This window comes from Aidingimonas lacisalsi (assembly GCF_008079445.1).
GTDB lineage: Bacteria > Pseudomonadota > Gammaproteobacteria > Pseudomonadales > Halomonadaceae > Aidingimonas > Aidingimonas lacisalsi.
Genome location: NZ_VRYH01000006.1, coordinates 65,628 through 91,444 on the forward strand (window position 1 = coordinate 65,628; position 25,817 = coordinate 91,444).

The following is a 25,817-nucleotide window of genomic DNA, read 5'->3' on the forward strand; positions in this document are numbered from 1 at the left end:
TCATCGTGTCAGATCGGGCAGCCGGTTGATCAGTTCATCGATCCGTGGTCTCGTCTCGAAACGCTCCATGCTCTCGTCGAGCAGTCGTCGGGCTTCGTCGCGACGGTCGAGTTCCCACAGTACTTCAATCAGGTGGGCGGCGACTTCCTGATCGGGCATGGCAGCATAGGCACGTTCGAGGTAGGGCAGCGCACGCTCGTGGTTGCCGAGCTTGTGGTGGACCCAGCCCAGGCTGTCGAGAATCGCAGGATTGTCCGGTTCGAGTTCATGCGCACGTTCGATCAACTTGCGGGCTTGTGCATGCCGCTCTGTCGTATCGGCCAGGGTATAGCCCAGGGCATTGAGCGCCGTGGCATTGTCAGGCTCGTGATCGATCACTCGTTGGAGATCCCGCTCCATGGCTTCGATGTTTCCATCCTCGAAAGCACGCATGGCGCGTAGGTAGCGCAAGTGTGTCGTGTCGGGGTAAGTCTCGATCGATCTGTCAAGCAGACGGTCGGCTTGTGCGTCCAATCCTTCATCATCGAGCAGCTCGACCTCCAGCGATACCAGGTCAGGTGCTTGCGCTTCATGTCGTAGTCGTTCGATACGGAGGAATTCACGCGCATCATCGAGTCGGTTTTCCTCGATCAGCATGCGTGCAGCAAGCAGTCGCGAAGGTATGAATTGCTCTCCTGTGGGAACCTGACGGTAATAAAGCAGGGCGTTGTCGGTTTCACCGGCTTCGGCGGCAATTTGCCCCAGTTGTATGAAGGCCCGAGGAGGCGGCGTCTCTGCATTGGCCAGGGGGAGTAGCAGACGACGTGCCGGAGCGGGGCGGTCTTCATCCAGGTACAGCTGTGCCACTGCCAGGCGCAGGTCTTCATTGTCCGGGTGACGTGCCAACAGTGTGTCGGTCTGGACTTCGGCCCGATCCGGGTTGCCCAGCATGAGTTCGCTTTGGGCCAGCAGGAGGATGAAGCGATCGTCGTCTGGTGCCAGTTCCAGGCCGCGCTGTGCCGCCTCACGCGCTGCGGCTGGCCGGTCGTTCTCGATGGCGATGTTGCTCCTGGCGAGCCAGAGTTGCGGCAACTCAGGGTAATCGTTCGACAGCGACTCCAGACGTGCCTGGGCTGCATCGGTATTGCCGCTGGCAGCCTCGAGTTGTGCCGTGGCCAGCACAATGTCGGGGTATTGTGGGTGCTGGCGGTGGCCGCGTTCATCAAGAAAACGATGCAAGCGTTCCAATAGCGGATCCAGAGCGACACCTTGATCGATCACCATATTGGCGAAATCCGTCAATTCACCCTGTCCCCCTTGCTCGATCAAGGCAAGACGTTGCTTAAGCGCTTCTTCCCAGTCCCCGCGCTGAAGCGCCAGACTGCCTAGCAAGCGCATCGGCGCCTCGGCATCCGGGGCAAGCCGTTGCCACTGTTGGGTGATCGATTCGAGTAGCTCGCGATCATCAGCGAAACGGGCCGCCAGAGCGGCGCGTTCGATCAGTTCGATGGAATCGTAGCGTTCGGCGACCTTGAGATAGTCGCGGCTGGCACGCTGGTAGTCACCGCGTTGACCGGCAAACTCAGCCGTCAATAGTGTCGCCAGACCGTCGGCATCCAGGCCCTTTTCAATGGGCGGAGCCCCAGCCATCGGGTCTGTTGCCGGCCGCTCGGGTGCCGCCGTCATTGGCAAGCCTTGGCAGGCAGTCAGGGAGAGCAGGCTGGCGAGTGCCAGGGTGGACAGTGGCAAGCTTGCGCGCATGGTTGCCTCGTTCAGTATGCCGAGCGCTCAGCATAACGGCTCGATCGTCACGGGCAAAGCATTGCATTGGCCGGGGCGTGTCAGCGATGTGGGCTGTGATAGAATGGAGAACCTCTGGCAAGATTCCCTTGCCGTGACGCCTTGATGAGCATTAGCGAAGACCGTGACTGAATGACGCTGTTGGCCCTGGGAATCAATCATAATACGGCTGCCGTGGATATGCGGGAGCAGGTCGCCTTTACGCCGGCACAACTGGAGTCGGCATTGGCCGAATTGCGCTCGCTACCCGCCGTGCGGGAAGCCGCTGTCTTGTCGACATGCAATCGAACCGAACTGTATTGCGTAACGGAGGATACACGCGGTGAACAGTCAATTCTCGACTGGCTGGGCCGTTTCCACGGCTTGCCGATCGAGGAGTTGTCGCGCTGTGCCTATCATTACCTTGATGCTGATGCGGCGCGTCACGTGATGCGAGTGGCCGTGGGGCTCGATTCCATGGTTCTGGGCGAGCCGCAGATTCTGGGGCAACTCAAGGACGCTTACCAGATGGCTCGCGAGCATAGTGGGCTGGGCGGGGAGCTGGAACGGCTGTTCCAGCATACGTTTGCTATCGCCAAGCAGGTGCGCACTGAGACCGGTATCGGTGAGAACCCAGTATCGGTCGCCTATGCGGCCGTGAGTATGGCAAGCCGGATTTTCGACGACTTTTCACGTTCCTCGGCCTTGTTGATCGGTGCGGGGGAAACCATCGAGCTGGTCGCAAGGCACCTGCGTGAGGCGGGAGTGCGTGAACTGATCGTTGCCAACCGGACCCGTGAGCGTGCCGAAGCGCTTATCGGTCAGTCCGAAGGTCAGGCCATCACGCTGGATGAAATCCCGGCGATGTTGGGACGAACTGACATCGTCATCTCCTCGACGGCATCGCCGCTGCCGATTCTGGGCAAGGGCATGGTCGAGCGAGCCTTGAAAAAGCGTCGGCACCGTCCGGTGTTCATGGTCGATATCGCCGTGCCACGGGATATCGAGCCAGAGGTCGGTGAGTTGGGCGATGTCTTCCTTTATACCGTCGATGATCTGCACGAAGTCATCGAAGAGAACCGGCGCCATCGACAACTGGCCGCCGATCAGGCCGAATCCTTGATCGAACACGGTGTGGGCAGTTGGCAGCATGAGCGACGTGTCAGAGGAGCCGGTGATTTGATTCGACGTTATCGCGAGCAAGGTGAAGCCGTTAGAGCGGAAGCCGAGGCACAGGCGCTGGCTCAATTGGCGCGTGGCGAAGATCCGGAAAAAGTCGTGTCTCGCCTGACCCGACAGTTGGCCAACAAGCTGATGCATGGGCCGACCCTGGGGGTGCGAGAGGCATCCGGTGCCGACCGTCATGACATTATTGCCGCCGCAGAGATGCTCTTGCTCGATTCGTCGACACCGTCCCAGTCGCGCGACTCGTGACGGCCGTTTCACTATCACAGGACCCTGCATGAAAGAGACACTGCGCCAGCGCCTGGACTCGTTCCATGAGCGCTTCGAGGAACTCGCCGCACTATTGGCGGATCCCGACGTGATTGCCGATCAGACGGAGTTTCGCGATTACTCTCGGGAATATGCGGAGCTCGAAAGTCTGGTAGCGGCCTGGCAGGATTACCGTAAAGTCGAAGCTGATATTGAAGCTGCGCAACAGCTTGCCGATGACAGTGATGTAGACATGCGGGAGCTTGCCGAAGAGGAACTGACAGAAGGCCGCAAGCGGCTAGCTGAACTGGAGGAGGCACTACTTCGTTTGTTGGTGCCCAAAGACCCGGATGACGAGCGTAACGTCTACCTGGAGATCCGGGCCGGCACCGGCGGCGATGAAGCGGCCCTGTTCGCCGGTGATCTCTTTCGCATGTACTCTCGTTACGCCGAAAGGCTGGGCTGGCAGGTGGAAATCATCAGTGTCAGTCATGGTGAGCAAGGGGGGTACAAGGAATTGATTTCCCGGGTCAAGGGCGAAGGGGTGCATGCGCGTCTCAAGTTCGAATCCGGGGCTCACCGCGTGCAGCGAGTTCCGGCGACGGAGTCGCAGGGACGCATCCATACGTCGGCTTGTACGGTGGCGGTCATGCCGGAAGCGCGGGATGTCGGTGACGTCGAAATCAATACCAACGACCTGCGAGTGGATACCTTTCGCGCCAGTGGTGCTGGTGGCCAGCACGTCAACACGACGGATTCAGCAGTACGGATTACTCACCTGCCGACGGGAGTCGTCGTCGAGTGCCAGGAGGAGCGGAGTCAGCACAAGAATCGTGCCAGAGCCATGGCGTTTCTCGCCGCTCGACTCAAACAGGAAGCCGTGGATAGCCAACGTCAGCAGCGGGCCGATACGCGCCGTTCTCTGGTGGGGTCAGGGGATCGTAGCGAACGCATTCGAACCTATAATTTCCCGCAAGGGCGGATTACCGATCATCGCATCAATTTGACGCTGTACAAGTTGGGCGACGTCATGGCGGGAGAGCTGGATGATGTGATCGACCCCTTGCTACATGAGTATCAGGCTGAGCAGTTGGCCTCCTTGCAGGGTGATTGACGAAGGTATGGCCAATGCGTCTGGATGAATTACTGGCACATGCAGGCACGCGTCTTGATGACGCTGGTTCTTCCAGTCCGAGGCGTGATGCTGAAGTGTTGCTGTGTCATGTCCTGGGTGTCGACCGCAGTTGGCTCTACACCTGGGGCGATTTCGACCTGGCAGGATTCGAGCGTGCTCGCTTCGAGTCCTTGGTAGCGCGTCGTGCCCAGGGTCAGCCGGTAGCCTACTTGATTGGTGGTCGCGAATTTTGGGGGTTGATGCTGGAAACGTCCCCGACGACGTTGATTCCCCGCCCCGACACCGAGACTCTGGTTTCCGTGGCGCTTACCCATGCAAATTCCCCCGAGGGACGTTTCCTGGATCTGGGCTGTGGCACCGGCGCCATCGCACTGGCCTTTGCCAGCGAACGTCCTCGGTGGTACGTCCTGGGGGTCGACATCGTCAGTGAAGCCGTCGAACTGGCGCGGCACAACGCGGTCAGGCTGGCGGTTGGTAATGCCGAATTTCGTGTCAGCGACTGGTTCGGTTCGGTAGGTGCCGGTCACTTTGATGTCATTGCCGCCAATCCACCTTATCTTGCAGATGATGACCCCCATCTCGAGCTCGGCGATGTACGTTTCGAGCCCCGTTCGGCACTCGTGTCCGCCGATCAAGGGCTTGCCGATCTGCAGACGTTGGTCGAGCGGGCTCGGCACCATCTGACTCCAGGCGGTCATTTATTGCTTGAACATGGTGCCGAGCAAGGCGAGCCGGTACGCGAGATGCTGCATGCGGCGGGTTATACCGGTGTCATGACGCAAGCGGATCTGGCCGGGCGTGATCGCGTCAGTCGAGGTCGACGTTGACCCGCAGTGATCGGCAATGGCTGGAGCCATGCGCCACGGTGTGATATTGATGGCAGGTAGATGCAATCAATACTGCTGTTTTTCGCTAAGAGCGCAGTGTTGTTCGCGACCAACGACTAGTCTGGCCCGTGTTTTTGGGTGAATTTTCTACACTATCTGCCTGTCCGACTGGCTCGGATGATGGATCACAATGAAAGCCAAAACCCGTTCACTTGACCGTATCGATATCAAAATCCTGCGTTGCTTGCAGGATAATGCTCGCATTTCCTATGTAGATCTGGCCTCGCAAGTCGGGCTGTCGACCACGCCTTGCCTGGAACGTGTCAAACGCCTGGAACGCGCAGGCATTATCCGCGGGTACAAGGCGCTACTCGACCCTAAGGCACTGAAGGCCAATTTGCTGGTGTTCGTTGAAATCAGTCTGGAGACGCAGTCGCCTGCTGTCTTCGACGAATTCCGGCGGGCCGTTTCCAAGCTGCCGCAAATTCAGGAGTGCCACCTCGTATCGGGTCAATTCGATTATATCCTCAAATGCCGCATTCCCGAAATGTCGGCATACCGGCAATTGTTGGGGGATGTCGTACTGACCCTGCCGGGGGTCAAGGAGTCCAAGAGCTACGTGGTGATGGAAGAAGTCAAGGAGGAGTTCTCCTTGTATGTGCCGGAACTGGACCAACTGGAAGACAAGTGAGTCGGGAGAGATCACGAGACGATGGATGATCAGGCCCTGCTGCGTTATAGCCGGCAAATCATGCTCGATGCCATCGATATCGATGGTCAGGAGCGGTTGTTGGGCAGTCATGTGCTGGTGATTGGCGCCGGCGGCCTGGGCTCGCCTGTAGCGCTGTACCTGGCGGCTGCCGGTATCGGACATCTGACGTTAGCGGATATGGACACTGTCGAGCTTTCCAATTTGCAGCGTCAGATTGCCCACACCCAAGCCGATTTGGGACGTAACAAGGCGGATTCGGCGCGGATGGCGGCCTTGGCTCTCAATGACGGTTGCCGTATCGAGACGATGGAAAGTCACCTGGAAGGTGAGGTGTTGGCGAGTGCGGTATCGCGTAGCGATCTGGTCGTGGATTGCACCGACCGCTTCGCTAGCCGCTATGCTATCAACCAGGCGTGTGTCGATGCTGTACGTCCATTGGTATCGGGCGCGGCGATTCGCTTTTCGGGACAGTTGGCGGTCTTCGACCCCCGGCAGAGCGATAGTCCTTGCTATGCCTGCCTGTACCCGCCTCAGTCCGGGCAGGCAGATGACGATGAACTGCGTTGCTCGGAGAATGGCGTCGTAGCGCCGTTGGTGGGATTGATCGGTTGTTTTCAGGCACTCGAGGCCATCAAGGTGTTGAGTGGTGCCGGGGCTGCGCATCGTGGACTGTCGACCTTCGATGGCCTGCAGGGGACGTGGCGGCATTTTCAGGTACCCCGTGACCCCCACTGCCCTGTTTGCGCCAATCGGTGACCTTGAATGGAGGCCTCGTGACCGGAGAGCGGAAGTCGCCATTACCGGGACAAGTCAGCGATTTCGATATCCGGTTACTGCGTGTCTTCAAGGCAGTCGCCGAATGTGGCGGTTTCACTGCCGCTGAAGTCGTGCTCGGGATAGGTCGTCCAGCCATCAGCCTGCACATGAATGACCTGGAAAAGCGGCTGGGGCTACGTCTGTGCCAACGCGGTCGCGGAGGGTTCGCGCTGACTGAAGAAGGGCGGCACGTCTACGAAGCCTCATTGCGGTTGTTTGCGTCACTGGAGACGTTCCGTGGTGAGGTCAACGAGCTGCATCATACGCTGCGTGGCGAACTCAATATCGGCATCACCGATAACCTGGTCAGTCTGCCCCAGATGCGCATTACCCATTCGTTGGCCGATCTCAAGGCGCAAGCGCCTGATGTCGCCATCAACATACATATGGACCCGCCGGATGCCATCGCTCAGGGGGTGTTGGATGCGCGGCTCCACCTGGGGGTCGTGCCTCAGGTCAACCTCCTCGCGAGTCTGGAAACCCGATTTCTCTACAGTGAGTGTTCGCGCTTGTACTGTGCCAGCCGCCATCCCTTGTTCGGCGAGGCTGCGCAAACGCTCGATGATGTCGAGTTGCGGGACTATGAAGCCGTGGTGCCTGGTTATCCGCTGCCGGACACGGCGCGCGAACCGCACGCGCGACTGCGTGGAACGGCTACGGCATCGGACCGGGAAGGTGCTGCATTCCTGATTCTCACCGGAAGTTATATCGGTTACCTCCCCGACCACCTGGCGGCGCCATGGGAAGCGATGGGGCGGCTAAGAGAATTGCCGGTTAGTGGTGGTTATTATTTGACGCCATTTGTCGTCATTACCCGTCGTGATCGCCGCCCTAACCGAGTTCTTGAGGCATTTTTCGAGGTCCTTGAGAAGAACCCGTGATCCAGTTACTTCTTCCTATATATTTTATGTGTTATTGAATACTTGACATCTGGTAGTGGTCTGGTGGCAGACTGTAATCACACGTGGATGGCGCATCGTGGATAGCGAGTCATTCACGCCCACCGACTGGGTGAAACGATTTCAACAACAATAATGGACAGAGGGAATCTCTGTCGCGATAAGGAAGGTGTGCATGGCCGCGGTTGCCAGTTTCGACATTCCCGCCTCATATTACCGTGATAGCGTACAGGTAACGTTGGCACCGACGCCTTCATTGGAAGGCGAGGTGAAGGCGGATGTCTGTGTTATTGGTGGTGGTGTAACCGGCTGTTCTACGGCACTCCATCTGGCCGAAAAAGGTTATGCTGTCGTGCTGCTGGAGGCCGGTGATATCGGCTATGGAGCATCAGGACGCAGTGGTGGTCAGATTCTTCCTGGTCTGGGCACCGATATCTCGACGATCGAGGGAGTCCTTGGCCTGAGTCGGGCACGTGATATCTGGGAAATGAGCCGCGAAGCGGTGCGCCTGACCGCCTCTCTCGTCGAGCGCCATGACATTCCCTGCGATCTCCAGTGGGGGTACCTGCATGCTGCCGTCAAGGCGCGTCAGGTCGGTGAATTGCGTGGTTTTCAGAGTGACCTTGAAGACCGTTATGGCTATGCCGCGCTCGATTGGCTGGAGGGTGAGTCGCTACGCGAGCACGTCTATACCGATGTGTACCCCGGCGCGCTTTACGATGCGGAAGGGGGACACTTGCATCCGCTCAATTACACGCTGGGACTGGCGCGAGCCGCGCAACGTGCCGGCGCGACCCTTTACGAACGTAGTGCCGCCTTGCACATCGAGCGGGATGACCCGGCTCGCGTCGATACCGCACGAGGAAGTGTGACGGCGGACTTCGTGGTGGTGGCCGGGAATGCCTACCTTGGCGGTCTGGTGCCTGAGCTCGATGGCCGTATCATGCCTGCCGCTAACTACATGATTGCGACCGAGCCACTCAGCGAGACTCAAGCAGCGCAAGTGCTGCCGCAGAACGATGCCTTGTCGGATGCCAACTTCGTGCTCGACTACTACCGCCTTTCCGGCGACCGTCGCCTGATCTATGGGGGCGAGGTCAGCTACAACGGGCGAGAACCTCGTCGCTTGCAGGAGCGGATGGAAGCCAAGATCGCTCGCCTGTTTCCCATATTGAGCGATGTCGATATCGCCTATCGTTGGGGAGGCGATGTAGCGATCACCTTCAACCGGGCACCGGATTTCGGCCGTCTGACGGGAAATCTATATTACGCTCAGGGGTATTCCGGCCATGGCATGGCACTGGCCGGTCTGGCGGGACAACTGCTGGCCGATGCCATTGCCGGACAGGCCGAGCGCTTCGATGTCTTTGCTGCCATGCCTCACCGACGCTTTCCCGGAGGCCGCTGGCTACGCACTCCCTTGCTGGTACTAGCAACGAATTTTTATAAACTGCGCGATCGCCTATAGAGGTCCAGTAGGGATCGAGAGCCCATGACAGGAGAGCGGAATCATGACTTCTTCCCTGACGGCCCCTGACACCCCCCCAACGTCGGAGACAGTGGATACCGACCGTTCCGAAGCGCGAGCCTCCCGAAAGGCGTCGACCATCGAGTTGAAGGGTCTGAAAAAGCACTTTGGGGCAGATACCATCGCTCTGGATGGCGTCGACCTGGTTATCGAGCCCGGTGAATTCTTTACGCTCCTGGGGCCTTCGGGATGCGGCAAGACGACGCTGTTGCGCATCCTGGCCGGTCTGGAAACACCGGACGACGGTCGCCTGGTACTTGGCGGGAAGGACATTACCGACATCCCGCCGCATCGCCGCAGTGTCAATACCGTCTTTCAGTCCTACGCCCTGTTCCCGCATTTATCGGTTCGCGAAAACCTGGCGTTCGGCCTGCGTATGCGAGGTGTGGCCGAACCTGAGCGTGATAGTCGGGTGGATGAAATCGCCGCCTTCATTCAACTGGGATCGCTGATTGATCGACGTGTCGACCAACTGTCCGGGGGGCAGCGACAACGCATTGCGCTCGCGAGGGCCCTGGTGTGCGAACCGGAAGTTCTGCTGCTGGATGAGCCGTTGTCGGCGCTCGATGCCGGTCTGCGTAGTCAGTTGCAGGTGGAGTTGCTGAGAGTGCAGCAGCGCCTCGGCATGACATTCGTCTTCGTCACGCACGATCAGCAGGAAGCCATGGTGATGTCCGATCGTATTGCGGTGCTTGATGGTGGCATCATTCAGCAGGTCGGGCCACCGCGGGAAGTGTACGAACGTCCGGCGAATGCGTTCGTGGCTCGTTTCATGGGACATGACAACCTCTATCCCATCAAGGAGCGTAACGGTGACCGGTTGGTGACCGATCTCGGCGCACTGTCTTGCCCCGCGCAAGCCGGGGGCGACCTGTTGTTGATTCGTCCTGAGACCCTGGACCTCATTCCGGGTGAGCAGCCCGGCGACAACCGGCTGTTTGCCACCGTCAATGAATGTCTCTATCGCGGGAGTCATGCCGAGTACCGTCTCGATGTGGGGACGACCACGATGCAGGCGACCGTACGAAATCGTGGCGGCAGTCTCCCGACGGTCGGTGATCGGGTCACGGTGATCGTTTCCTCCGATGACCTTGTGTCCCTGAATGCGTGAGGTGAGCGATATGGCTTATTCTGGAGTCTTGCCTAGTGCACGCAGTCAGGCGATGGTTGCCGAAGCTCGCCACCTGTTGATGACAGTGGCACCCGGCGCGATCTGGATATTTGTGTTCCTGGTTCTGCCCAGCTTTTACCTGATGGGCGTCGCCTTCATGACCAACGGGACTTATGGTTTGCCTGAAATGCCATTGAGTCTCGAATCCTTCAAGCGGTTGGCCGGATTCGGTTTTCTGGGGTGGAGCCCTGGTAACTTGTACACCCTGTTGCGCTCGCTTTGGCAGACGGTGGTCTCAACCGGACTCGTGGTGCTTATCGCGTATCCCATCGCTTATTACATCACGACCTGTCGTGAAAAATGGCGTCCCATCATGCTGTTGTTGGTGGTCGTCCCCTCCTGGACCAACCAGGTGATCCGGACGTTCGGGTGGATGAACCTGCTGGCGCCCGGGACGCCGCTGGCGGAATTGGGCCAGTTGGTGGGCTTGGTACCAGAGAATATGGGGCTATATCCCTCGAATTTCGCTGTCACCTTGGGGTTGGTGTACAACTTCCTGCCATTCATGGTGCTGCCACTGTATGCCGCCTTCGAGAAACTCGATCATGCTCAGGTGCAAGCCGCGCAGGATTTGTATGCCTCCCCGGTGCGTGCCTTCTGGCATGCCGTGTTTCCCCAGACGCTACCGGGGTTGTTGGCGGGCACTGTGCTGGTTGCGATTCCCGCCTTCGGCATGTATGTGATCCCCGAATTGCTGGGCGGCGGCAAGGGCATGATGCTGGGCAACCTGGTGGCGAATCAGTTTTCAGGTGGCTCGAACTGGCCGCTGGGGGCGGCAGGAGCCATTCTGATGTTGATCGCGACGTTTGTCGGGCTGTATGCCATGCGTCGCATCGGTAAGCGCCTGGGTGGCGGTGAGGAGGTCGTGATATGAGAAAGCGGACCTTGCAACGCTCACTCACCGGCTTCTGGTGGCTGACGCTGTTTTTCCTCTACGTACCGTTGCTCGTGGTGGTCGTCTTCTCGTTCAATGCGGCCAATAGTGCAGCGAGTTTCACGGGAGTGTCACTGCGCTGGTATCGACGTTTATTGGGTAACGAACAGATATTATCGGCCTTTGCCAACAGCATGATTCTGGCAATCGTCTCATCGATAGTGGCGCTTGTGATCGGTTGTCTGATCGGCTATGGAATGTACCGGCATCGCCACCGTAAATTGGGATGGTTGATCGCACTCATCTACTTGCCGATCGTCCTGCCGGATATCGTTTTCGGTATCTCCGAGATGGCGTTTTTCGTGCAGATCAATCGGTTGACCGGGGTGCTGGGTCCGGGATTGCTGACCATGATCATATCGCACGTGACGTTTCAGATCCCGTTCGTTGCCTTGATCGTCTATTCACGTTTCGTCGGTCTGGATCCCACGCTGTTCGAAGCGGCCAAGGATCTTTACGCCACACCTTGGCAACGAGCCCGCTTCTTCATGCTGCCGACCATCAAGCCAGCGTTGATTTCGGCCTTCTTCCTGTCGTTCACGCTGTCGATCGATGATTTCGTGATCAGCTTCTTCACGGCGGGACCGGAAAGTGCGACCTTGCCGATTTATATCTGGGGTGCCATCAAGAAAGGGGTGTCTCCCGAAATCAATGCGATCGCCACCCTGATGATCGGGGCGGTCGCGATTGCCGCTGTATTGAGCCTGATGTTCAATCGTCAGGGGCGCCGATAGGCGGTGCCTCTTGCCCTAACCAGGGATCCGAAGGAGAGCAAAATGATGAAAACAATGAACCGCAACGCAGTCATGGGCCTGGGTGCGATGCTGCTGGCCTCTACCGCCCAGGCAGAAGAGGATACGTTGTATCTCTTCAACTGGACCGAGTACATGGACCCCGCAATCATCGACGCCTTCGAAGAGAAGTACGATGTCGAGGTGGTCCAGAATTACTTCAACTCACTGCCGGAAATGTTCTCCAAACTCAATGCGGGTGGTACCTCGCAATATGACGTGATCGTGCCGTCGAACTACTATATTCCCCGCTTGATCGAAACCGGCCTGGTTCAGGAGCTCGATCATGACAAGCTGGAGAATATGGATAACCTGATGGAGGAATTCCAGGATCCGGATTATGACCCGGGCAATCAGTACAGTGCACCCTATCAATGGGGTACGACCGGGATCATCTATAATACGGAAACCTTCCCCGAGGCACCCAAGAGCTGGTCCCTGTTGTTCGATGAGTCCGTCAATCCGGAGCACCCCTTCGCTTTGATGGGGGATGGCCAGGTCAGTATGGGGGCAGCATGTGCCTATCTCGGCCATGGGTATGACTGTACTGACATGGAAGCCTGGCGCGAGGCCGCTCAGCTGCTGCTGGACACCAAGAACCGGGACACATTCAGTGGTTTTGTCGACGGTACCCCCGCACTGCAGGAGTTGGCCCGTGGCGTCAGTCACATTGGGCTGAGTTACAACGGCGATTATCTGTTCTTCAAGGATGAGGACCCAGAGACCTTTGAAACCATCGATTTCATGCTGCCCGAAGAAGGCGCCGAAATGTGGGTCGATGCCATGATGATCCCGAGTGAGGCTCCCAATCCGGATTTGGCGCACAAGTTCATCGACTTCATCCTAGATGCCGAAGTGGGCGCTCAACTGTCCAATTACAACTACTATGCCAGTCCCAATGAGGCAGCCAAACCGCACTTGGATGAGATCTTGACCGAGCCGCCGGTACAGCCGAGCGACGATGACATGGACAACCTGCGTTTCACGCCCAGCCTGGAGGGCGAAGCTCTGGATACGTTCCAGCAGTTGTGGTCGGAAGTGAAATCGCGTTAAAGCCCCCGTCAACCCATTCGGGGCCAGGGCCCGGCAGATCATGAGTCAACCGGGCCCGGTATCTTCACCAAGGAAATCCTTATGAGTAACAGCCATGATGAACCGGTATTGAGGGACTGGTTCGATGCCCATGGAATCACGGAAGTGGAGTGTCTGGTCTCGGACCTGACAGGGATTCTCAAGGGCAAGATCATGCCCGCCAAGAAGTATCTCAATGGCGGTCGACCTCGCTTGCCTGACTCGATATTCATACAGACGGTCACGGGTGGCTATCCCGACGATGAAGACATACGCTTCTGGAATCCAGCCGAGCGCGACATGGAACTGGTGCCGGATGCCAATGCCATCTATTTGGTGCCATGGGCCGAGGATGCGACGGCACAGATCATCCATGATTGCCACTATCTGACCGGAGAGCCGGTGGAATTGTCTCCACGCCATGTGCTCAAGCGGGTTCTCCAGCTGTACGAAGACCGTGGCTGGACCCCGATAGTGGCGCCGGAAGTCGAATTCTATCTGGTCAAGACCAATACGGATTCGGATTATCCCCTGGAACCGCCGATTGGCCGGACCGGACGACAGGAAAGCAGCCGACAGTCGTTCTCGATCGATGCCGTCAATGAGTTCGACCCCTTGTTCGAGGAAATGTACGACTACTGTGACGCCATGCATCTGGATCTGGACACACTGATCCATGAGGAAGGGGCGGGGCAGATGGAGGTCAATTTTCAGCACGGTGACCCGCTCACGTTGGCGGACCAGGTGGTGATCTTCAAGCGTACGCTGCGTGAGACGGCCTTGCGCCATGGCATGTATGCGACCTTCATGGCCAAGCCCATGGCGAACGAGCCGGGAAGCTCCATGCATATTCATCAAAGCGTGGTGGATACGAAGACCCGGCGAAACCTGTTTGCGGGTGATGATGATCAGCCCAGCCGACTGTTCCACCATTTCATTGGTGGACTCCAGCAGTATCTACCTGCTGCCATGCCGTTGTTGGCCCCCAATGTCAACTCCTACCGTCGCTTGATGCGCAGTGAAACCAGTGGTTCGGCACCAGTGAATGTCGAATGGGGGCTGGACAATCGCACGGTCGGATTGCGTGTCCCCGTATCTGAACCTGAATCGACACGAGTGGAAAACCGGCTGGCCGGTGCCGATGCCAACCCCTACCTAGTGATGGCGGCATCATTGGCCTGCGGTTACCTGGGAATGCTGGGGCAGGTCGATGCTCGCCCCCCTATGGTGGGGCCGGCCTGGGCTGGGGGGAATAAACTCCCCGATGACATCGGTCCGGCACTGGACGCATTGCATGATTGCAAGCCGCTGTGCGATCTGCTGGGAGAACGTTTCGCCAACAGCTATCTGGCGGTCAAGCGCGCCGAGCACCGTGCCTATTTCCAGGTCATCAGTTCCTGGGAGCGCGAACACTTGCTCCTGCGGGTGTGATTTCAGCTCTCAACCGGCGTAATGGCCTATTGATAGGCGAGGCTCTTGCGTCGGTGGAGCATTACGTCACAACGGATCCCTACATTTTTTTACGTTCGAGAGGTCTCCATGACTGCTGCGTCATCGACTGAGCATGCGCGATCCTACTATGCGGCCACTGCCAATCCGGCACCGGAGCGTCCCATGCTGACGGAGGAGGTGCGTTGTGATGTCTGTGTCGTAGGCGCGGGATTTACCGGCATTTCGTCGGCTCTGCACCTGGCCGAGCGTGGTTTCCGGGTCGTCGTCCTCGAGTCGGCCAAGGTCGGTTATGGCGCCTCAGGGCGCAACGGCGGGCAGATCGTCAATAGCTACAGCCGCGATATGGACGTGATAGAAGCGAAATATGGCCATGAAACGGCCAGGTCATTGGGAGACATGGCATTCGAAGGCAATCGAATCATTCGCGAACGGGTCGAACACTATGACATTGCCTGCGACCTCAAGGACGGTAATCTGTTCGCGGCCTGCAATGCCAAACAGCTCAACGAGCTCAAGGCTCATAAGCAGCTCTGGGAGCGGTATGGCAATCATGAACTCGAGCTGCTGGAAGGGGAAGCGCTGGGTCGTGAGGTCGGCAGTGGGCGTTATGTCGGTGGTCTGGTGGATCATTCCGGTGGTCATCTGCATCCTCTCAACCTGGTCCTTGGCGAGGCAGCCGCCTGCGAGGCTCTGGGAGGTCGAATCCATGAGCAGAGCCCTGTCGTGGAGGTCATTCATGGTGACCCTGTGCAGCTTCGCACCCCCAGTGGTCGCGTGATAGCCGATCGTGTCGTCATGGCTGGCAATGCGTATCTTAACGGGGTGTTGCCCGAACTGGAGGGTAGGTCGATGCCTTGCGGTACACAGGTCATTACCACCGAACCCTTGGGGGAAGCGCGGGCACGCGAATTGCTGCCTCAGGATAAGGCCGTCGAGGACTGTAACTATCTGCTGGATTACTATCGTCTAAGTGCGGACAACCGTCTGATTTACGGTGGGGGCGTCAATTATGGTGGCCAGGATCCCGACGATATAGAAGCCGTCATTCGTCCGAAAATGCTCAAGACCTTTCCAGCGCTTTCCGATGTGCGAATCGATTATGCCTGGAGTGGTACGTTTCTGATGACACTCAACCGCTTGCCCCAGTTCGGTGTTATCAACGACAACGTCTACTATGCTCAGGGGTATTCCGGTCACGGCGTGACCTGTACGCATCTGGCTGGGCGCTTGATCGCTGAAGTGATGGAGGGTCGTTGTGAGCGATTCGACGCGTTTGCCGACTTGCCGCACCTGCCGTTTCCCGGGGGGCGTATGCTGCGTGTCCCGCTGTCAGCGTTGGGCGCCTGGTTCTACCGGACACGGGATGCGCTGGGCGTATGACTGCCCATGGCACCCGTGCCTCGTGTCGTCAGACATGGGGGCGAGGGTCAGACCTGGCGAAGATACCAGTCGTATTCCAGTTGGCTCACCGCTTGCATTGCCTGAGCGCGCTCGGCCCGGCGGTTGGCGATGTAGACCTGCAGGAATTGCTCGCCTAGTGCATCGTTCAGGACATCATTGGCTGCCAATAGATCCAGAGCTTGCTGCCAGCTATTGGTAAGGCTGCTGTCATACTGCTCGTAGGCATTACCCGTGGTGGCAGGTGACGGTGTCAACGCCTGTTGCATTCCATGCTCGATGGAGGCCAATAACGTTGCCAGCAGCAGGTAGGGATTCACATCGGCGCCGGCGACCCGGTGTTCGATCCGGCGAGCGACATTCGCCCCCGAGGGGATGCGTAGAGCGACCGAGCGGTTGTCATAACCCCAGGTAGGCGCCATGGGTACATACAGTCCCGGCTGAAAACGGCGAAATGAATTGATGTTGGGGGCGAAGATGGCCATCGAGGCCGGCATCTGTTCGAGCAAGCCGGCAATCGATTGACGCAATGCTGGCGTGCCGTATGGGTCATCATCGGGGGCGGCGAAGATGTTCTGGCCGTCTTCATTCAGTAGGCTGATGTGCACATGTGTGCCGTTCCCGGCTTCCTGGCCGTAGGGCTTGGCCATGAACGTCGCTTCGAAGCCGTGCTGAACCGCGATTCCCTTGATCAAGCGTTTGAGAAGTAGAGCGCTATCGCAGGCTCTCAGGGCATCGTCGCAGTGGATCAGATTGATTTCGAACTGGCCCGGAGCGCACTCCTTGAGCGCCGTGTCAAGCGGCAGGTCTTGAACCCGTGCCGCGTTCTGGATGTCGTCAAGGAAATCGCCATATTCGTCGAGTTCCGCAATGGAATAGAGCTGGCTTTGTGACGCACGTTCGCCAGTGGCGGGGGAGCAGGGGGGTTGAGCTTGACCCTGGGTATTGCGCTCACGGTCGATGAGATAGAACTCCAGCTCCAGGGCAACGACTGGGGTCAGTCCGCGATGACTCAGGCGTTTGAGTACGCGCTCGAGCACCTGTCGTGGATCGGCAAAGAAAGGCGAGCCATCGGCTTCCTCCATGGTCATCAACAGTTGTCCCTGTCTGCCTTTACGTAGCCAGGGAGTCGGCATCAACGTTCCACTGATCGGGCGGCAGACTCTATCGCTATCTCCGATGCTCAGGCCCAGACCGGTCTCCTCTATGGTGTTGCCATTGATATCCAGGGCGAAGAGGGAGGCGGGGAGGTTGATGCCGTTACTGAACGCCTTGGCCAGGTTGTCGCGTGGTATGCGCTTGCCTCGGGGGATACCGTTCAAATCGCTGATCAGAAGATCAATGCTGTCAATATCCGGGTGTCGATCGAGAAACGCCACGGCCTCGTCGATGGATGTGGTCGTTGGCATGAGGGTCACCTGTTGCCTGAGATCGTTAGCATTGCTTGATATCTTTCCGTGCCTATTACGTGTTGTCAAATAATTTACGGAATGCCGAGATTTTTGAGGCAGTCGCCATCATTTATTTCTATAAATAACATTTATAATCAATAAGTTATTAAATTTTAATCGATAGTCTAACTTTTCCGGTTGGAAACTTAAATCAACGACTGTTATGTTTGTTGGCAATGCAAGCCGACGCTAGGCGTCATTGTCTGTTGCGTGAGGATACTGTAATGCATACGAAACTGGTGACGCGTTATTCACCAGTTTTGCCAACGCCTGCACTCAGCGATGGCAAGCGCGTCATGCGGCGATGCCGGAAGCCGTTGCCAATGTCTGAATGCTTCCCGGTCCGTCTATAATCGCCTGGAGTTGCCCGATACCATGACCTTGACCCTTGATATGCAAGTGCTCGATCGCGCCCATCATCTTCATCCGTTCACTGATTTCAAAGCGTTGGGAGAGGAAGGGAGTCGCATCGTGACCCACGCGGATGGCGTGTATATTCATGATAGCGAGGGACACCGAATTCTGGATGGGATGGCAGGCTTGTGGTGCGTCAACCTGGGGTATGGGCGCCAGGCATTGGTCGATGCTGCGACTCGCCAGATGCAAGAGTTGCCGTATTACAATAATTTCTTCAAGACGACCCATGTACCGGCGGTTACCTTGGCCGACACGCTGTGCCGTCTTGCACCCGCTTCGCTCAATCGTGTGTTCTTTACCGGATCGGGATCCGAAGCCAATGATACCGTGCTGCGCATGGTCCGGCGCTATTGGGCGCTTGAAGGCAAGCCTGAAAAACAGTGGGTCATTGCCCGTGACAATGCGTATCACGGTTCCACCGTGGCCGGTGTGAGCCTGGGCGGCATGGCGCCGATGCATGGCCAGGGTGGACCGTTGGTCCCGGGCATAGCGCATGTGGCACAACCGTATTGGTTTGGCGAAGGGCGTGATCAGTCACCGTTCGAGTTTGGTTTGTCGTGTGCGTCGGCGCTTGAAGCGAAGATCTTGGAATTGGGTGAGGAGAACGTCGCGGCGTTCATTGCGGAGCCGGTACAAGGTGCCGGAGGGGCGATCATCCCTCCTGACAGTTATTGGCCAGCGGTCAAGAAGGTCCTCGCCAAGTACGATATCCTGCTGGTGGTGGATGAGGTGATCTGTGGTTTCGGGCGCCTGGGGGAGTGGTTCGGCAGTCAATATTACGATCTCGAGCCTGACCTGATGTCGATTGCCAAAGGCTTGTCGTCAGGCTATTTGCCAATCGGAGGCGTGATGGTTGGCAATCGGGTCGCCGATACCCTGATCGATAAGGGCGGAGAGTTTTTCCATGGGTTTACCTACTCGGGGCATCCGGCCTGTGCGGCTGTGGCACTCAAGAATCTTGAAATCATGCAGACCGAAGGTGTCGTCGAGCGGGTTCGCGATGATCTGGGGCCCTACCTGAAAGCCTGCTGGGGAGAACTTGCCGATCATCCACTCGTTGGCGAAGCGCGGTCGTTAGGGTTGATTGGAGCGCTCGAACTGGTTGCCGACAAAGCCAGTGGCGAGCGCTTTGACAAGTCATTGGCTGTCGGCAATCTATGTCGTGACATCAGTTTTGCCAATGGACTCGTCATGCGCTCGGTAGGCGATAGCATGGTGATCTCACCGCCCCTGGTCATCAGTCGTGCCCAGATCGATGAATTAGTACTGCTGGCTCGTCGTTCCCTCGATGAGACAGCCAGACGTTTGGGACTTTCCCTCCAAGAGGAGCATACGGCATGAGTGCAATGGACAAGGTGCCCGCATCACTCGCGGATTGGCGCGCGATGGCCTCGGCGCTGCGTTTCGAGACGCGCGCCTTTATCAATGACGCGTTCGTGGATGCCGCAAGCGGCGAGACGTTCGAGACGATCAACCCAGCCACAGGCGAGGTTCTGGCTCACGTGGCCAGTTGCGATGCCCCCGATGCACAAACGGCAATCCAGCATGCGCGTCGCGCATTCAATGAAGGAATATGGTCACGCATCTCGCCGTCCGAGCGTAAACGTATCCTGCTGCGTTTCGGCGACCTGATCGAACGGCACAAGCATGAACTGGCGCTGCTCGATACGCTCGATATGGGCAAGCCGGTGACGAGCTCGCTGGGCGATATGGCCGGTGCGATCAGTTGCATTCGCTATAATGCGGAAAGCATCGACAAGCTGTACGGTGAGGTGGCGCCGACCGGTGAAGATAGCCTGGGGATGATATTACGGGAGCCGCTGGGGGTCGTGGCATCCATCGTGCCGTGGAACTTCCCCATGATGATGACGGCGTGGAAGATCGGCCCTGCCCTGGCTGCAGGCAATAGCGTGATCCTCAAGCCTTCGGAAAAATCGCCATTATCGGCGTTGCGGCTAGCACAACTAGCGCTGGAGGCCGGGCTTCCGACAGGTGTGTTTCAGGTATTACCCGGTTACGGGCATACCGTCGGCCAGGCATTGGCCCTGTCCATGGATGTAGATTGCCTGTCTTTCACGGGCTCGACGCAAGTGGGCAAGTTGTTGATGCAGTTTGCCGGTCAGTCCAACCTCAAGCGGGTGTATCTGGAGTGTGGAGGCAAGAGTCCCAACCTGGTATTTGGCGACTGCAAGAATCTCGATACTGTGGCCACCAATACCGCAGCAGCGATCTTCCACAATCAGGGTGAAGTCTGTATCGCCGGTTCACGCTTGCTGGTCGAAAACTCGATACGCGAACAGTTCATCGAGAAGGTCCTGGCGGCGGCTGAGACAATGCAGCCGGGGGATCCGCTGGATCCGGAAAGCTTCATGGGGGCGATCGTCGACCGTACGCAATACCAGAGTATCCTCGATTATATCCGGCGGGGCGTCGAGGAAGGGGCCCATCTTCGAGTTGGTGGTGAAGCGGTCAACGATGATGGAGGCGGGTTGTTCATTCCTCCTACGGTATTCGACGGCGTGACGCCACAGATGAGCATTGGTCGCGATGAGGTATTCGGCCCGGTATTGTCGGTATTTGGCTTCGATAGCGAAGAAGAGGCCGTCGCCATGGCCAATGATAGCCTCTATGGTCTGGCTGCAGGCCTGTGGAGCCAGGATATCGATCGCATCATGCGAGTGACGCGTCGGCTGCATTCCGGTCAGGTGTATGTCAACAACTGGGCCGGCGGTGACATGACCGTTCCCTTCGGGGGCGTCAAACAGTCCGGTAACGGTCGTGACAAGTCTCACCACAGCCTGGAAGAGTATTCCGAACTCAAGAGCGTGTGGATGGAACTGACACCCTGACGACGACGGCATCTCGGTGTCTGCCAGTAGGGCCCGACCGGGAGACGTCGGACCCTACTGATACCGCTATGTCCTTGTCTGGGGGCTAAAACGTCTTGGCTGGTGTACAACAGCTCACCAGCCGACAGGCTGTCTGATTGGGATTGCGAAAGCGATGGGGCACATTGGTGTCGAAGTAGTAGGCTTCACCGGGCCCCAGAACACGTGTATCGGCACCCACGGTGATTTCGATTTCGCCTTCCAGAACGACGCCCGCTTCTTCCCCCTGGTGCGCGATCATCTCGCGCCCGGTATCGGTACCGGCGGGATAGGTTTCGATCATGAACGAAAGCGCCCGTGAGTCACGATTGGCGCCGACCAGCTTATAAATGACATCGCCACTGCCCATATCGGCCAGCTCGTCGGCGGCATAGAAGACCTGGTCTCGGCTTTCCATATCCATGGTGAAGAAGTCGCCGACACTGATGGGGATGGCATCGAGAATCTTCTTCAGCGAACTGACCGAGGGGCTGACCTTGCCCTGTTCGATCAGTGACAGGCTGGAGTGGGTCACGCCACAACGCTTGGCGAGCTCGCGCTGAGAGATACCTCGCATCGTGCGTAAGGCGCGCAACCGGCCACCGACATCATCGGACATCCGTTACTCCTTCAGGCCTGGTCGAGTTTGTCTTTCAGCAGCGCATTGACCTGCTGTGGATTCGCCGTCCCTCGCGAAGCCTTCATTACTTGACCGACGAAATAACCGATCATCTTGCCCCGCTTGGCGTCGTCCGCTTCCTGGTACTGGGTGACCTGGGCCGGGTTATCGGCAATGACCTGGTCGATCATGTCTTCAATGGCACTGGTGTCAGTCACCTGCCTGAGTCCACGCGCGTCGATGATGGTATCGGCTCTGTCGCCTTCCTTTTCCCACAGGGCGGCGAAGACTTCTTTGGCTGCCTTGCCATTGATGGTGTCATCGATGACGCGTGTGATCAGCTCACCCAGCTGCCTTGCCGAGACAGGACTGTCGGCGATATCCAGGCCTTCCTTGTTGAGTCGGCCGGACAGTTCTCCCTGGACCCAATTGGCGGCTTGTTTGGCATCTCCACAGACGTCCTTCACGGCCTCGAAGTATTCCGCCATGGCACGACTCGACGACAGCACGCCAGCATCATAGGCGGACAGTCCCAACTCGTTCTGAAACCGGGCGCGCTTTTCCGCCGGCAACTCGGGAAGCGATTGGCGTTGATGGTCGATGTATGCCTGGTCGAGCACGACCGGCAGCAGGTCAGGGCATGGGAAGTAGCGGTAATCATTGGCTTCTTCCTTGGTGCGCATGCTGCGTGTTTCATCGAGCTCGGGATCGAATAGCCGGGTTTCCTGTTCCACTTCGCCCCCGTCCTCGAGACATTCGATCTGTCGCTCGACCTCGAAGGCGATGGCCCGTTCGACAAAGCGGAACGAGTTGACGTTCTTGATCTCTGCCCGGGTGCCGAAGCTTTCCTGCCCTTTTGGGCGTACCGACACGTTGACGTCACAGCGCATCGATCCTTCGGCCATGTTGCCATCGGAAATCCCCAGGTAGGTGACGATGGCATGTATGGCCTTGAGGTAGGCTGCGGCTTCCTTGGCCGATCGCATGTCGGGTTGCGAGACGATTTCCATCAACGGAGTGCCGGCGCGGTTCAGATCGATACCCGTCATGCCGTGGAAGTCTTCGTGCAGTGACTTGCCGGCATCCTCTTCCAGGTGGGCATGGTGCACTCGTACGCGCTTGGTATCGCCATTGTCCAGTGCGATCTCGACCTCACCCGGCCCAACGATGGGTGAGTACATCTGACTGGTTTGGTAACCCTTTGGCAGGTCCGGATAAAAGTAGTTCTTCCGGTCGAAGATCGAGACTTCTGGAATGTCGGCGTCAATGGCCAATCCGAATTGCACGGCCATGGCAACGGCCGCTTCGTTGAGTACCGGTAATACGCCTGGTAGACCTAGGTCAACGGCACAGGCTTGAGAGTTGGGCTCGGCACCGAAGGCGGTAGATGCCCCGGAAAAAATCTTGGAACGGGTCGCGAGCTGGACGTGGACTTCCAGGCCGATCACGGTTTCCCATTGCATCAGGCGGTCTCCTCGGCGATGCCCGGACGGCGATGATGCCAGTCGGTGGTTTGTTGGAACTGGTGGGCGACATTGAGCAATTGCGACTCTGCAAAGTGGGGGCCCAGGATCTGTAATCCGATGGGGCGCTGCCCTCCCCGGCTGGCTGTAAAGCCCGCTGGAACCGTGATACCAGGGATGCCGGCCAGGTTGATGGCAATGGTATAGATATCCTGCAGGTACATCGATACCGGATCCTTCTTGGCGCCGAGGTCGAATGCGGGCGTCGGCGATGCCGGCCCCATGAGCACGTCGACGTCCTCGAAAACATCGAGGAAATCCTGACGAATCAGCCGGCGAACTTTCTGGGCTTGCTTGTAGTAGGCATCGAAGAAGCCTTCCGACAGGGTGTGTGTGCCGATCAGTATTCGGCGCTTGACTTCTTCTCCGAATCCTTCGCTTCGCGAGCGTTTGTACAGATCGATCAAGTCCCTGGGATTGTCGCAGCGATGACCAAAGCGGACGCCGTCATAGCGGGATAGATTGGAGGAAGCTTCGGCCGGCGCAATGACGTAGTAGGCCGGTATGGCGAGGTGGGTATGCGGCAGACTGACGTCGCGTACGGTTGCACCCAGCGATTCGTATGTCTTGACGGCCTCCTGTATGGCGGCATTGACGGCAGGATCGAGGCCGTCGCCGAAGTATTCACGCGGCAGGCCGATCTTCAGTCCGGAGAGGGATTCGCCCAGGCCGGCACGATAAGCGGGCACGCTACGGGCCACACTGGTGGAGTCACGCAGGTCATGGCCGGCGATGGTGTCCAGTAACAGGGCGCAGTCTTCGGCAGTACGGGCCATCGGCCCGGCTTGATCGAGACTGGACGCGTAGGCAATGATGCCGTAACGGGAGACCCGGCCATAGGTTGGCTTTAGACCGGTGATACCGCAGAAAGCCGCTGGTTGCCGGATCGACCCGCCGGTATCCGTGCCTAGTGCGGCAGGGACGAGTCCGGCTGCCACGGCGGCGGCGCTCCCCCCCGAACTGCCACCGGGGACTGCGCCGAGGTCCCAAGGGTTCTTGACCGGGCCGTAATAGCTGGTCTCGTTGGATGACCCCATGGCGAACTCATCCATGTTGGTCTTGCCGAGATTGATGGCCCCGGCGGCCGTTAGCTTTTCGACCACGGTGGCATCGTACGGGGACACGAAGTTGTCCAGCATGCGTGAGCCACAGCTGGTTTTGATCCCCCGGGTACAGATGATGTCCTTGAGCGCCACGGGTATCCCCGCAAGCGTGCCAGCGTCACCATGACCGCGCTGGGCATCCACCGCATCGGCGGCTGCCAGCGCTTGCTCTGCGGTGACGGTGATGAAACTGTTGAGACGACTATCCAGACGGTCGATACGAGCAAGGAAGGCTTCGGTCAGTTCTCGGCTGGATACGTCCCCGGTACGGAGTGTGTCGGTCAGTTCAACGAGAGTCTTGTCATGCATGTGGAGATGAGCTCCTAACGACGATTATTCGACGACACGGGGAACGAGGTACAGGCCTTCTTCGACCAAAGGGGCACAACGCTGGAAATGATCGCGCTGATCGAATTCAGTCACTTCATCGGCGCGCAGCCTTTGGGTGGCGTCCAGTGGGTGAGCCAACGGGGCTACCTGATCGGTATCGACCCCTTGTAACTGGTCCACCATCTCGAGAATGCGACCCAGGTCATCGACATAGCGGGAGGCGTCGGCGTCATCCAGTTCCAGGCGGGCGAGATGTCCCGCGCGACTAACATCTTCGTGTTCAATCGCCATGGTGGCAAGATCCTTGTCTTGACTGTATTGGAGCAGTCCGGATGCGGTCTGCCATCAAGGTTGCAGCGACCGCCATCCATGACTGATCCTCGCGGAAATAACCGCAAAATATATCATATCCTGATGCATCTGGCAGGCACTCTTGCTTGCTGCTTTTCAGTGGTGGTGATACCGTTTGCATCCGCACAGGGTTCCGGTCTGCACTAGGTGAAAGACTTTCATGTTTAAACGCTTAAGGGGGCTGTTTTCCAGCGATCTATCGATTGACCTGGGAACCGCCAATACGCTGATCTACGTTCGTGGTCGCGGCATTGTGCTCGATGAGCCGTCCGTCGTGGCTATTCGTCAGTCGGGAAATCTCCGTAGTGTGGCCGCCGTGGGCGTCGATGCCAAGCGTATGCTGGGGCGCACGCCGGGTAACATTACTGCCATTCGTCCCATGAAGGATGGCGTGATTGCCGACTTCACTGTTACCGAGCAGATGCTTCAGCACTTCATCCGCAAGGTGCATCAAAGTACGTTTCTCACGCCTAGCCCTCGCGTGCTGGTTTGTGTGCCATGCATGTCGACGCAGGTTGAGCGTCGCGCCATCAAAGAGTCCGCTGAAGGTGCCGGAGCGCGTGAGGTCTTCCTGATCGAAGAACCCATGGCTGCGGCGATCGGTGCCGGCTTGCCAGTCGAGGAAGCGCAGGGTTCCATGATCGTCGATATCGGTGGGGGAACCAGCGAGATTGCCATCATTTCTCTCAATGGCATCGTCTATTCCGAATCGATCCGTGTCGGCGGCGATCGTTTCGACGAAGCCATCACCGCCTATGTGCGTCGCCACTACGGCAGCTTGATCGGTGAGGCGACGGCGGAACGCATCAAGGAGGAGATCGGGTGTGCCTATCCCGGGGGAGAGCTGCGTGAAATCGATGTCCGCGGTCGTAATCTGGCCGAAGGCATTCCGCGCAGCTTTACACTGAATTCGCACGAGATACTCGATGCGCTTCAGGAAACCCTGGCCTCCATCGTGACGGCCGTGAAGAGCGCCCTCGAGCAATCGCCCCCCGAGCTGGCATCGGATATCGCCGAGCGGGGCCTGGTGTTGACCGGCGGTGGTGCTTTGCTGCGCGATCTCGACAAACTGATTGCCGAGGAAACCGGACTGCCGGTGATCGTCGCCGAGGATCCGCTGACCTGCGTGGCTCGTGGTGGCGGCAAGGCTCTGGAAATGATCGACCAGCATACCTTCGAGCTATTGTCGAGCGATTGACGCCCTGCCAGGAGGGCTGCTGGGAGGACGCC

The 25,817-nt window shown here is 58.1% G+C and carries 22 protein-coding genes; 16 read left to right on the forward strand and 6 right to left on the reverse strand.

Annotated elements, in window-relative coordinates; translation table 11 throughout:
* Complete coding sequence (locus FVV99_RS13455; RefSeq protein WP_148254605.1) at positions 1 to 1,740, reverse strand: tetratricopeptide repeat protein; 1,740 nt, start codon at positions 1,738 to 1,740, stop codon at positions 1 to 3.
* A 171-nt stretch (positions 1,741 to 1,911) separates the two neighbouring features.
* On the opposite strand from FVV99_RS13455, the gene hemA reads away from it, so the two are divergent.
* The 13 genes from hemA to FVV99_RS13520 all read left to right on the forward strand — a co-directional run bounded on the left by hemA (position 1,912) and on the right by FVV99_RS13520 (position 15,908).
* Entirely contained in the window at positions 1,912 to 3,192 is a 1,281-nt protein-coding gene (hemA, locus tag FVV99_RS13460; RefSeq protein WP_148254606.1) for a glutamyl-tRNA reductase, read from the forward strand.
* Between the two features lie 28 nt (positions 3,193 to 3,220).
* Positions 3,221 to 4,306, forward strand: a complete 1,086-nt coding sequence (gene prfA, locus FVV99_RS13465) for a peptide chain release factor 1 (RefSeq protein WP_148254607.1) — start codon at positions 3,221 to 3,223, stop codon at positions 4,304 to 4,306.
* 14 nt (positions 4,307 to 4,320) lie between these two features.
* Positions 4,321 to 5,154 carry a peptide chain release factor N(5)-glutamine methyltransferase gene (gene prmC / locus FVV99_RS13470; RefSeq protein WP_148254608.1) on the forward strand — a complete coding sequence of 278 codons (834 nt, stop codon included), beginning with the start codon at positions 4,321 to 4,323 and terminating at the stop codon, positions 5,152 to 5,154.
* A gap of 190 nt (positions 5,155 to 5,344) precedes the next feature.
* Complete coding sequence (locus tag FVV99_RS13475; RefSeq protein WP_148254609.1) at positions 5,345 to 5,845, forward strand: Lrp/AsnC ligand binding domain-containing protein; 501 nt, start codon at positions 5,345 to 5,347, stop codon at positions 5,843 to 5,845.
* Between the two features lie 21 nt (positions 5,846 to 5,866).
* Positions 5,867 to 6,622 carry a HesA/MoeB/ThiF family protein gene (locus tag FVV99_RS13480; RefSeq protein ID WP_148254610.1) on the forward strand — a complete coding sequence of 252 codons (756 nt, stop codon included), beginning with the start codon at positions 5,867 to 5,869 and terminating at the stop codon, positions 6,620 to 6,622.
* 17 nt (positions 6,623 to 6,639) lie between these two features.
* Positions 6,640 to 7,563 (forward strand): LysR family transcriptional regulator, encoded by a 924-nt coding sequence (locus FVV99_RS13485; RefSeq protein ID WP_148254611.1) that lies wholly within the window; start codon positions 6,640 to 6,642, stop codon positions 7,561 to 7,563.
* Positions 7,564 to 7,756: 193 nt separating this feature from the next.
* Positions 7,757 to 9,049: an NAD(P)/FAD-dependent oxidoreductase gene (locus tag FVV99_RS13490; protein ID WP_148254612.1), complete on the forward strand. Its 1,293-nt coding sequence runs from the start codon at positions 7,757 to 7,759 to the stop codon at positions 9,047 to 9,049.
* Between the two features lie 43 nt (positions 9,050 to 9,092).
* Positions 9,093 to 10,220, forward strand: a complete 1,128-nt coding sequence (locus FVV99_RS13495; protein ID WP_148254613.1) for an ABC transporter ATP-binding protein — start codon at positions 9,093 to 9,095, stop codon at positions 10,218 to 10,220.
* A gap of 10 nt (positions 10,221 to 10,230) precedes the next feature.
* Positions 10,231 to 11,154: an ABC transporter permease gene (locus FVV99_RS13500; protein ID WP_148254614.1), complete on the forward strand. Its 924-nt coding sequence runs from the start codon at positions 10,231 to 10,233 to the stop codon at positions 11,152 to 11,154.
* Complete coding sequence (locus tag FVV99_RS13505) at positions 11,151 to 11,948, forward strand: ABC transporter permease (protein ID WP_148254615.1); 798 nt, start codon at positions 11,151 to 11,153, stop codon at positions 11,946 to 11,948. Before FVV99_RS13500 ends, FVV99_RS13505 begins: the two co-directional genes overlap by 4 nt.
* Positions 11,949 to 11,993: 45 nt before the next feature.
* Positions 11,994 to 13,058 (forward strand): ABC transporter substrate-binding protein, encoded by a 1,065-nt coding sequence (locus tag FVV99_RS13510; protein ID WP_148254810.1) that lies wholly within the window; start codon positions 11,994 to 11,996, stop codon positions 13,056 to 13,058.
* Positions 13,059 to 13,139: 81 nt separating this feature from the next.
* Entirely contained in the window at positions 13,140 to 14,507 is a 1,368-nt protein-coding gene (locus tag FVV99_RS13515) for a glutamine synthetase family protein (protein WP_148254616.1), read from the forward strand.
* 108 nt (positions 14,508 to 14,615) lie between these two features.
* Positions 14,616 to 15,908, forward strand: coding sequence for an NAD(P)/FAD-dependent oxidoreductase (locus FVV99_RS13520; protein ID WP_148254617.1), 1,293 nt, complete (start codon positions 14,616 to 14,618; stop codon positions 15,906 to 15,908).
* Positions 15,909 to 15,955: 47 nt separating this feature from the next.
* Here FVV99_RS13520 and FVV99_RS13525 read toward each other — a convergent pair whose 3' ends face one another.
* Positions 15,956 to 17,335, reverse strand: coding sequence for a glutamine synthetase family protein (locus tag FVV99_RS13525; protein WP_148254618.1), 1,380 nt, complete (start codon positions 17,333 to 17,335; stop codon positions 15,956 to 15,958).
* Positions 17,336 to 17,752: 417 nt separating this feature from the next.
* On the opposite strand from FVV99_RS13525, the gene FVV99_RS13530 reads away from it, so the two are divergent.
* Complete coding sequence (locus FVV99_RS13530) at positions 17,753 to 19,135, forward strand: aspartate aminotransferase family protein (protein ID WP_201745104.1); 1,383 nt, start codon at positions 17,753 to 17,755, stop codon at positions 19,133 to 19,135.
* Complete coding sequence (locus tag FVV99_RS13535) at positions 19,132 to 20,643, forward strand: aldehyde dehydrogenase (protein WP_148254619.1); 1,512 nt, start codon at positions 19,132 to 19,134, stop codon at positions 20,641 to 20,643. The genes FVV99_RS13530 and FVV99_RS13535 overlap by 4 nt, the downstream gene beginning before the upstream one ends.
* Positions 20,644 to 20,728: 85 nt before the next feature.
* Here FVV99_RS13535 and FVV99_RS13540 read toward each other — a convergent pair whose 3' ends face one another.
* From FVV99_RS13540 to gatC, 4 genes are read right to left on the reverse strand one after another with little or no spacing between them, the layout of a single operon-like run.
* The gene (locus FVV99_RS13540; protein ID WP_148254620.1) at positions 20,729 to 21,280 is read right to left on the reverse strand and encodes a cupin domain-containing protein; all 552 of its coding nucleotides are present in this window, start codon (positions 21,278 to 21,280) and stop codon (positions 20,729 to 20,731) included.
* A gap of 11 nt (positions 21,281 to 21,291) precedes the next feature.
* Positions 21,292 to 22,743, reverse strand: a complete 1,452-nt coding sequence (gene gatB / locus FVV99_RS13545) for an Asp-tRNA(Asn)/Glu-tRNA(Gln) amidotransferase subunit GatB (RefSeq protein ID WP_148254621.1) — start codon at positions 22,741 to 22,743, stop codon at positions 21,292 to 21,294.
* The gene (gatA, locus tag FVV99_RS13550; protein WP_148254622.1) at positions 22,743 to 24,215 is read right to left on the reverse strand and encodes an Asp-tRNA(Asn)/Glu-tRNA(Gln) amidotransferase subunit GatA; all 1,473 of its coding nucleotides are present in this window, start codon (positions 24,213 to 24,215) and stop codon (positions 22,743 to 22,745) included. The genes gatB and gatA overlap by 1 nt, the downstream gene beginning before the upstream one ends.
* A 24-nt stretch (positions 24,216 to 24,239) precedes the next feature.
* A complete protein-coding gene (gene gatC, locus FVV99_RS13555; RefSeq protein ID WP_148254623.1) occupies positions 24,240 to 24,527 on the reverse strand; it encodes an Asp-tRNA(Asn)/Glu-tRNA(Gln) amidotransferase subunit GatC in 288 nt (95 codons plus the stop codon).
* Positions 24,528 to 24,747: 220 nt separating this feature from the next.
* Between gatC and FVV99_RS13560 the strand changes: the two genes are divergently transcribed.
* Positions 24,748 to 25,785 (forward strand): rod shape-determining protein, encoded by a 1,038-nt coding sequence (locus FVV99_RS13560; RefSeq protein WP_092567629.1) that lies wholly within the window; start codon positions 24,748 to 24,750, stop codon positions 25,783 to 25,785.
* Positions 25,786 to 25,817: the final 32 nt, after the last annotated feature.

Coding starts and splice junctions, on each gene's coding strand:
- FVV99_RS13455 (WP_148254605.1), bottom strand. CDS start 1,740: ATGCGCGCAAGCTTGCCACTGTCCACCCTGGCACTCGCCAGCCTGCTC.
- hemA (WP_148254606.1), top strand. CDS start 1,912: ATGACGCTGTTGGCCCTGGGAATCAATCATAATACGGCTGCCGTGGAT.
- prfA (WP_148254607.1), top strand. CDS start 3,221: ATGAAAGAGACACTGCGCCAGCGCCTGGACTCGTTCCATGAGCGCTTC.
- prmC (WP_148254608.1), top strand. CDS start 4,321: ATGCGTCTGGATGAATTACTGGCACATGCAGGCACGCGTCTTGATGAC.
- FVV99_RS13475 (WP_148254609.1), top strand. CDS start 5,345: ATGAAAGCCAAAACCCGTTCACTTGACCGTATCGATATCAAAATCCTG.
- FVV99_RS13480 (WP_148254610.1), top strand. CDS start 5,867: ATGGATGATCAGGCCCTGCTGCGTTATAGCCGGCAAATCATGCTCGAT.
- FVV99_RS13490 (WP_148254612.1), top strand. CDS start 7,757: ATGGCCGCGGTTGCCAGTTTCGACATTCCCGCCTCATATTACCGTGAT.
- FVV99_RS13495 (WP_148254613.1), top strand. CDS start 9,093: ATGACTTCTTCCCTGACGGCCCCTGACACCCCCCCAACGTCGGAGACA.
- FVV99_RS13500 (WP_148254614.1), top strand. CDS start 10,231: ATGGCTTATTCTGGAGTCTTGCCTAGTGCACGCAGTCAGGCGATGGTT.
- FVV99_RS13505 (WP_148254615.1), top strand. CDS start 11,151: ATGAGAAAGCGGACCTTGCAACGCTCACTCACCGGCTTCTGGTGGCTG.
- FVV99_RS13510 (WP_148254810.1), top strand. CDS start 11,994: ATGAAAACAATGAACCGCAACGCAGTCATGGGCCTGGGTGCGATGCTG.
- FVV99_RS13515 (WP_148254616.1), top strand. CDS start 13,140: ATGAGTAACAGCCATGATGAACCGGTATTGAGGGACTGGTTCGATGCC.
- FVV99_RS13520 (WP_148254617.1), top strand. CDS start 14,616: ATGACTGCTGCGTCATCGACTGAGCATGCGCGATCCTACTATGCGGCC.
- FVV99_RS13525 (WP_148254618.1), bottom strand. CDS start 17,335: ATGCCAACGACCACATCCATCGACGAGGCCGTGGCGTTTCTCGATCGA.
- FVV99_RS13530 (WP_201745104.1), top strand. CDS start 17,753: ATGACCTTGACCCTTGATATGCAAGTGCTCGATCGCGCCCATCATCTT.
- FVV99_RS13535 (WP_148254619.1), top strand. CDS start 19,132: ATGAGTGCAATGGACAAGGTGCCCGCATCACTCGCGGATTGGCGCGCG.
- FVV99_RS13540 (WP_148254620.1), bottom strand. CDS start 21,280: ATGTCCGATGATGTCGGTGGCCGGTTGCGCGCCTTACGCACGATGCGA.
- gatB (WP_148254621.1), bottom strand. CDS start 22,743: ATGCAATGGGAAACCGTGATCGGCCTGGAAGTCCACGTCCAGCTCGCG.
- gatA (WP_148254622.1), bottom strand. CDS start 24,215: ATGCATGACAAGACTCTCGTTGAACTGACCGACACACTCCGTACCGGG.
- gatC (WP_148254623.1), bottom strand. CDS start 24,527: ATGGCGATTGAACACGAAGATGTTAGTCGCGCGGGACATCTCGCCCGC.
- FVV99_RS13560 (WP_092567629.1), top strand. CDS start 24,748: ATGTTTAAACGCTTAAGGGGGCTGTTTTCCAGCGATCTATCGATTGAC.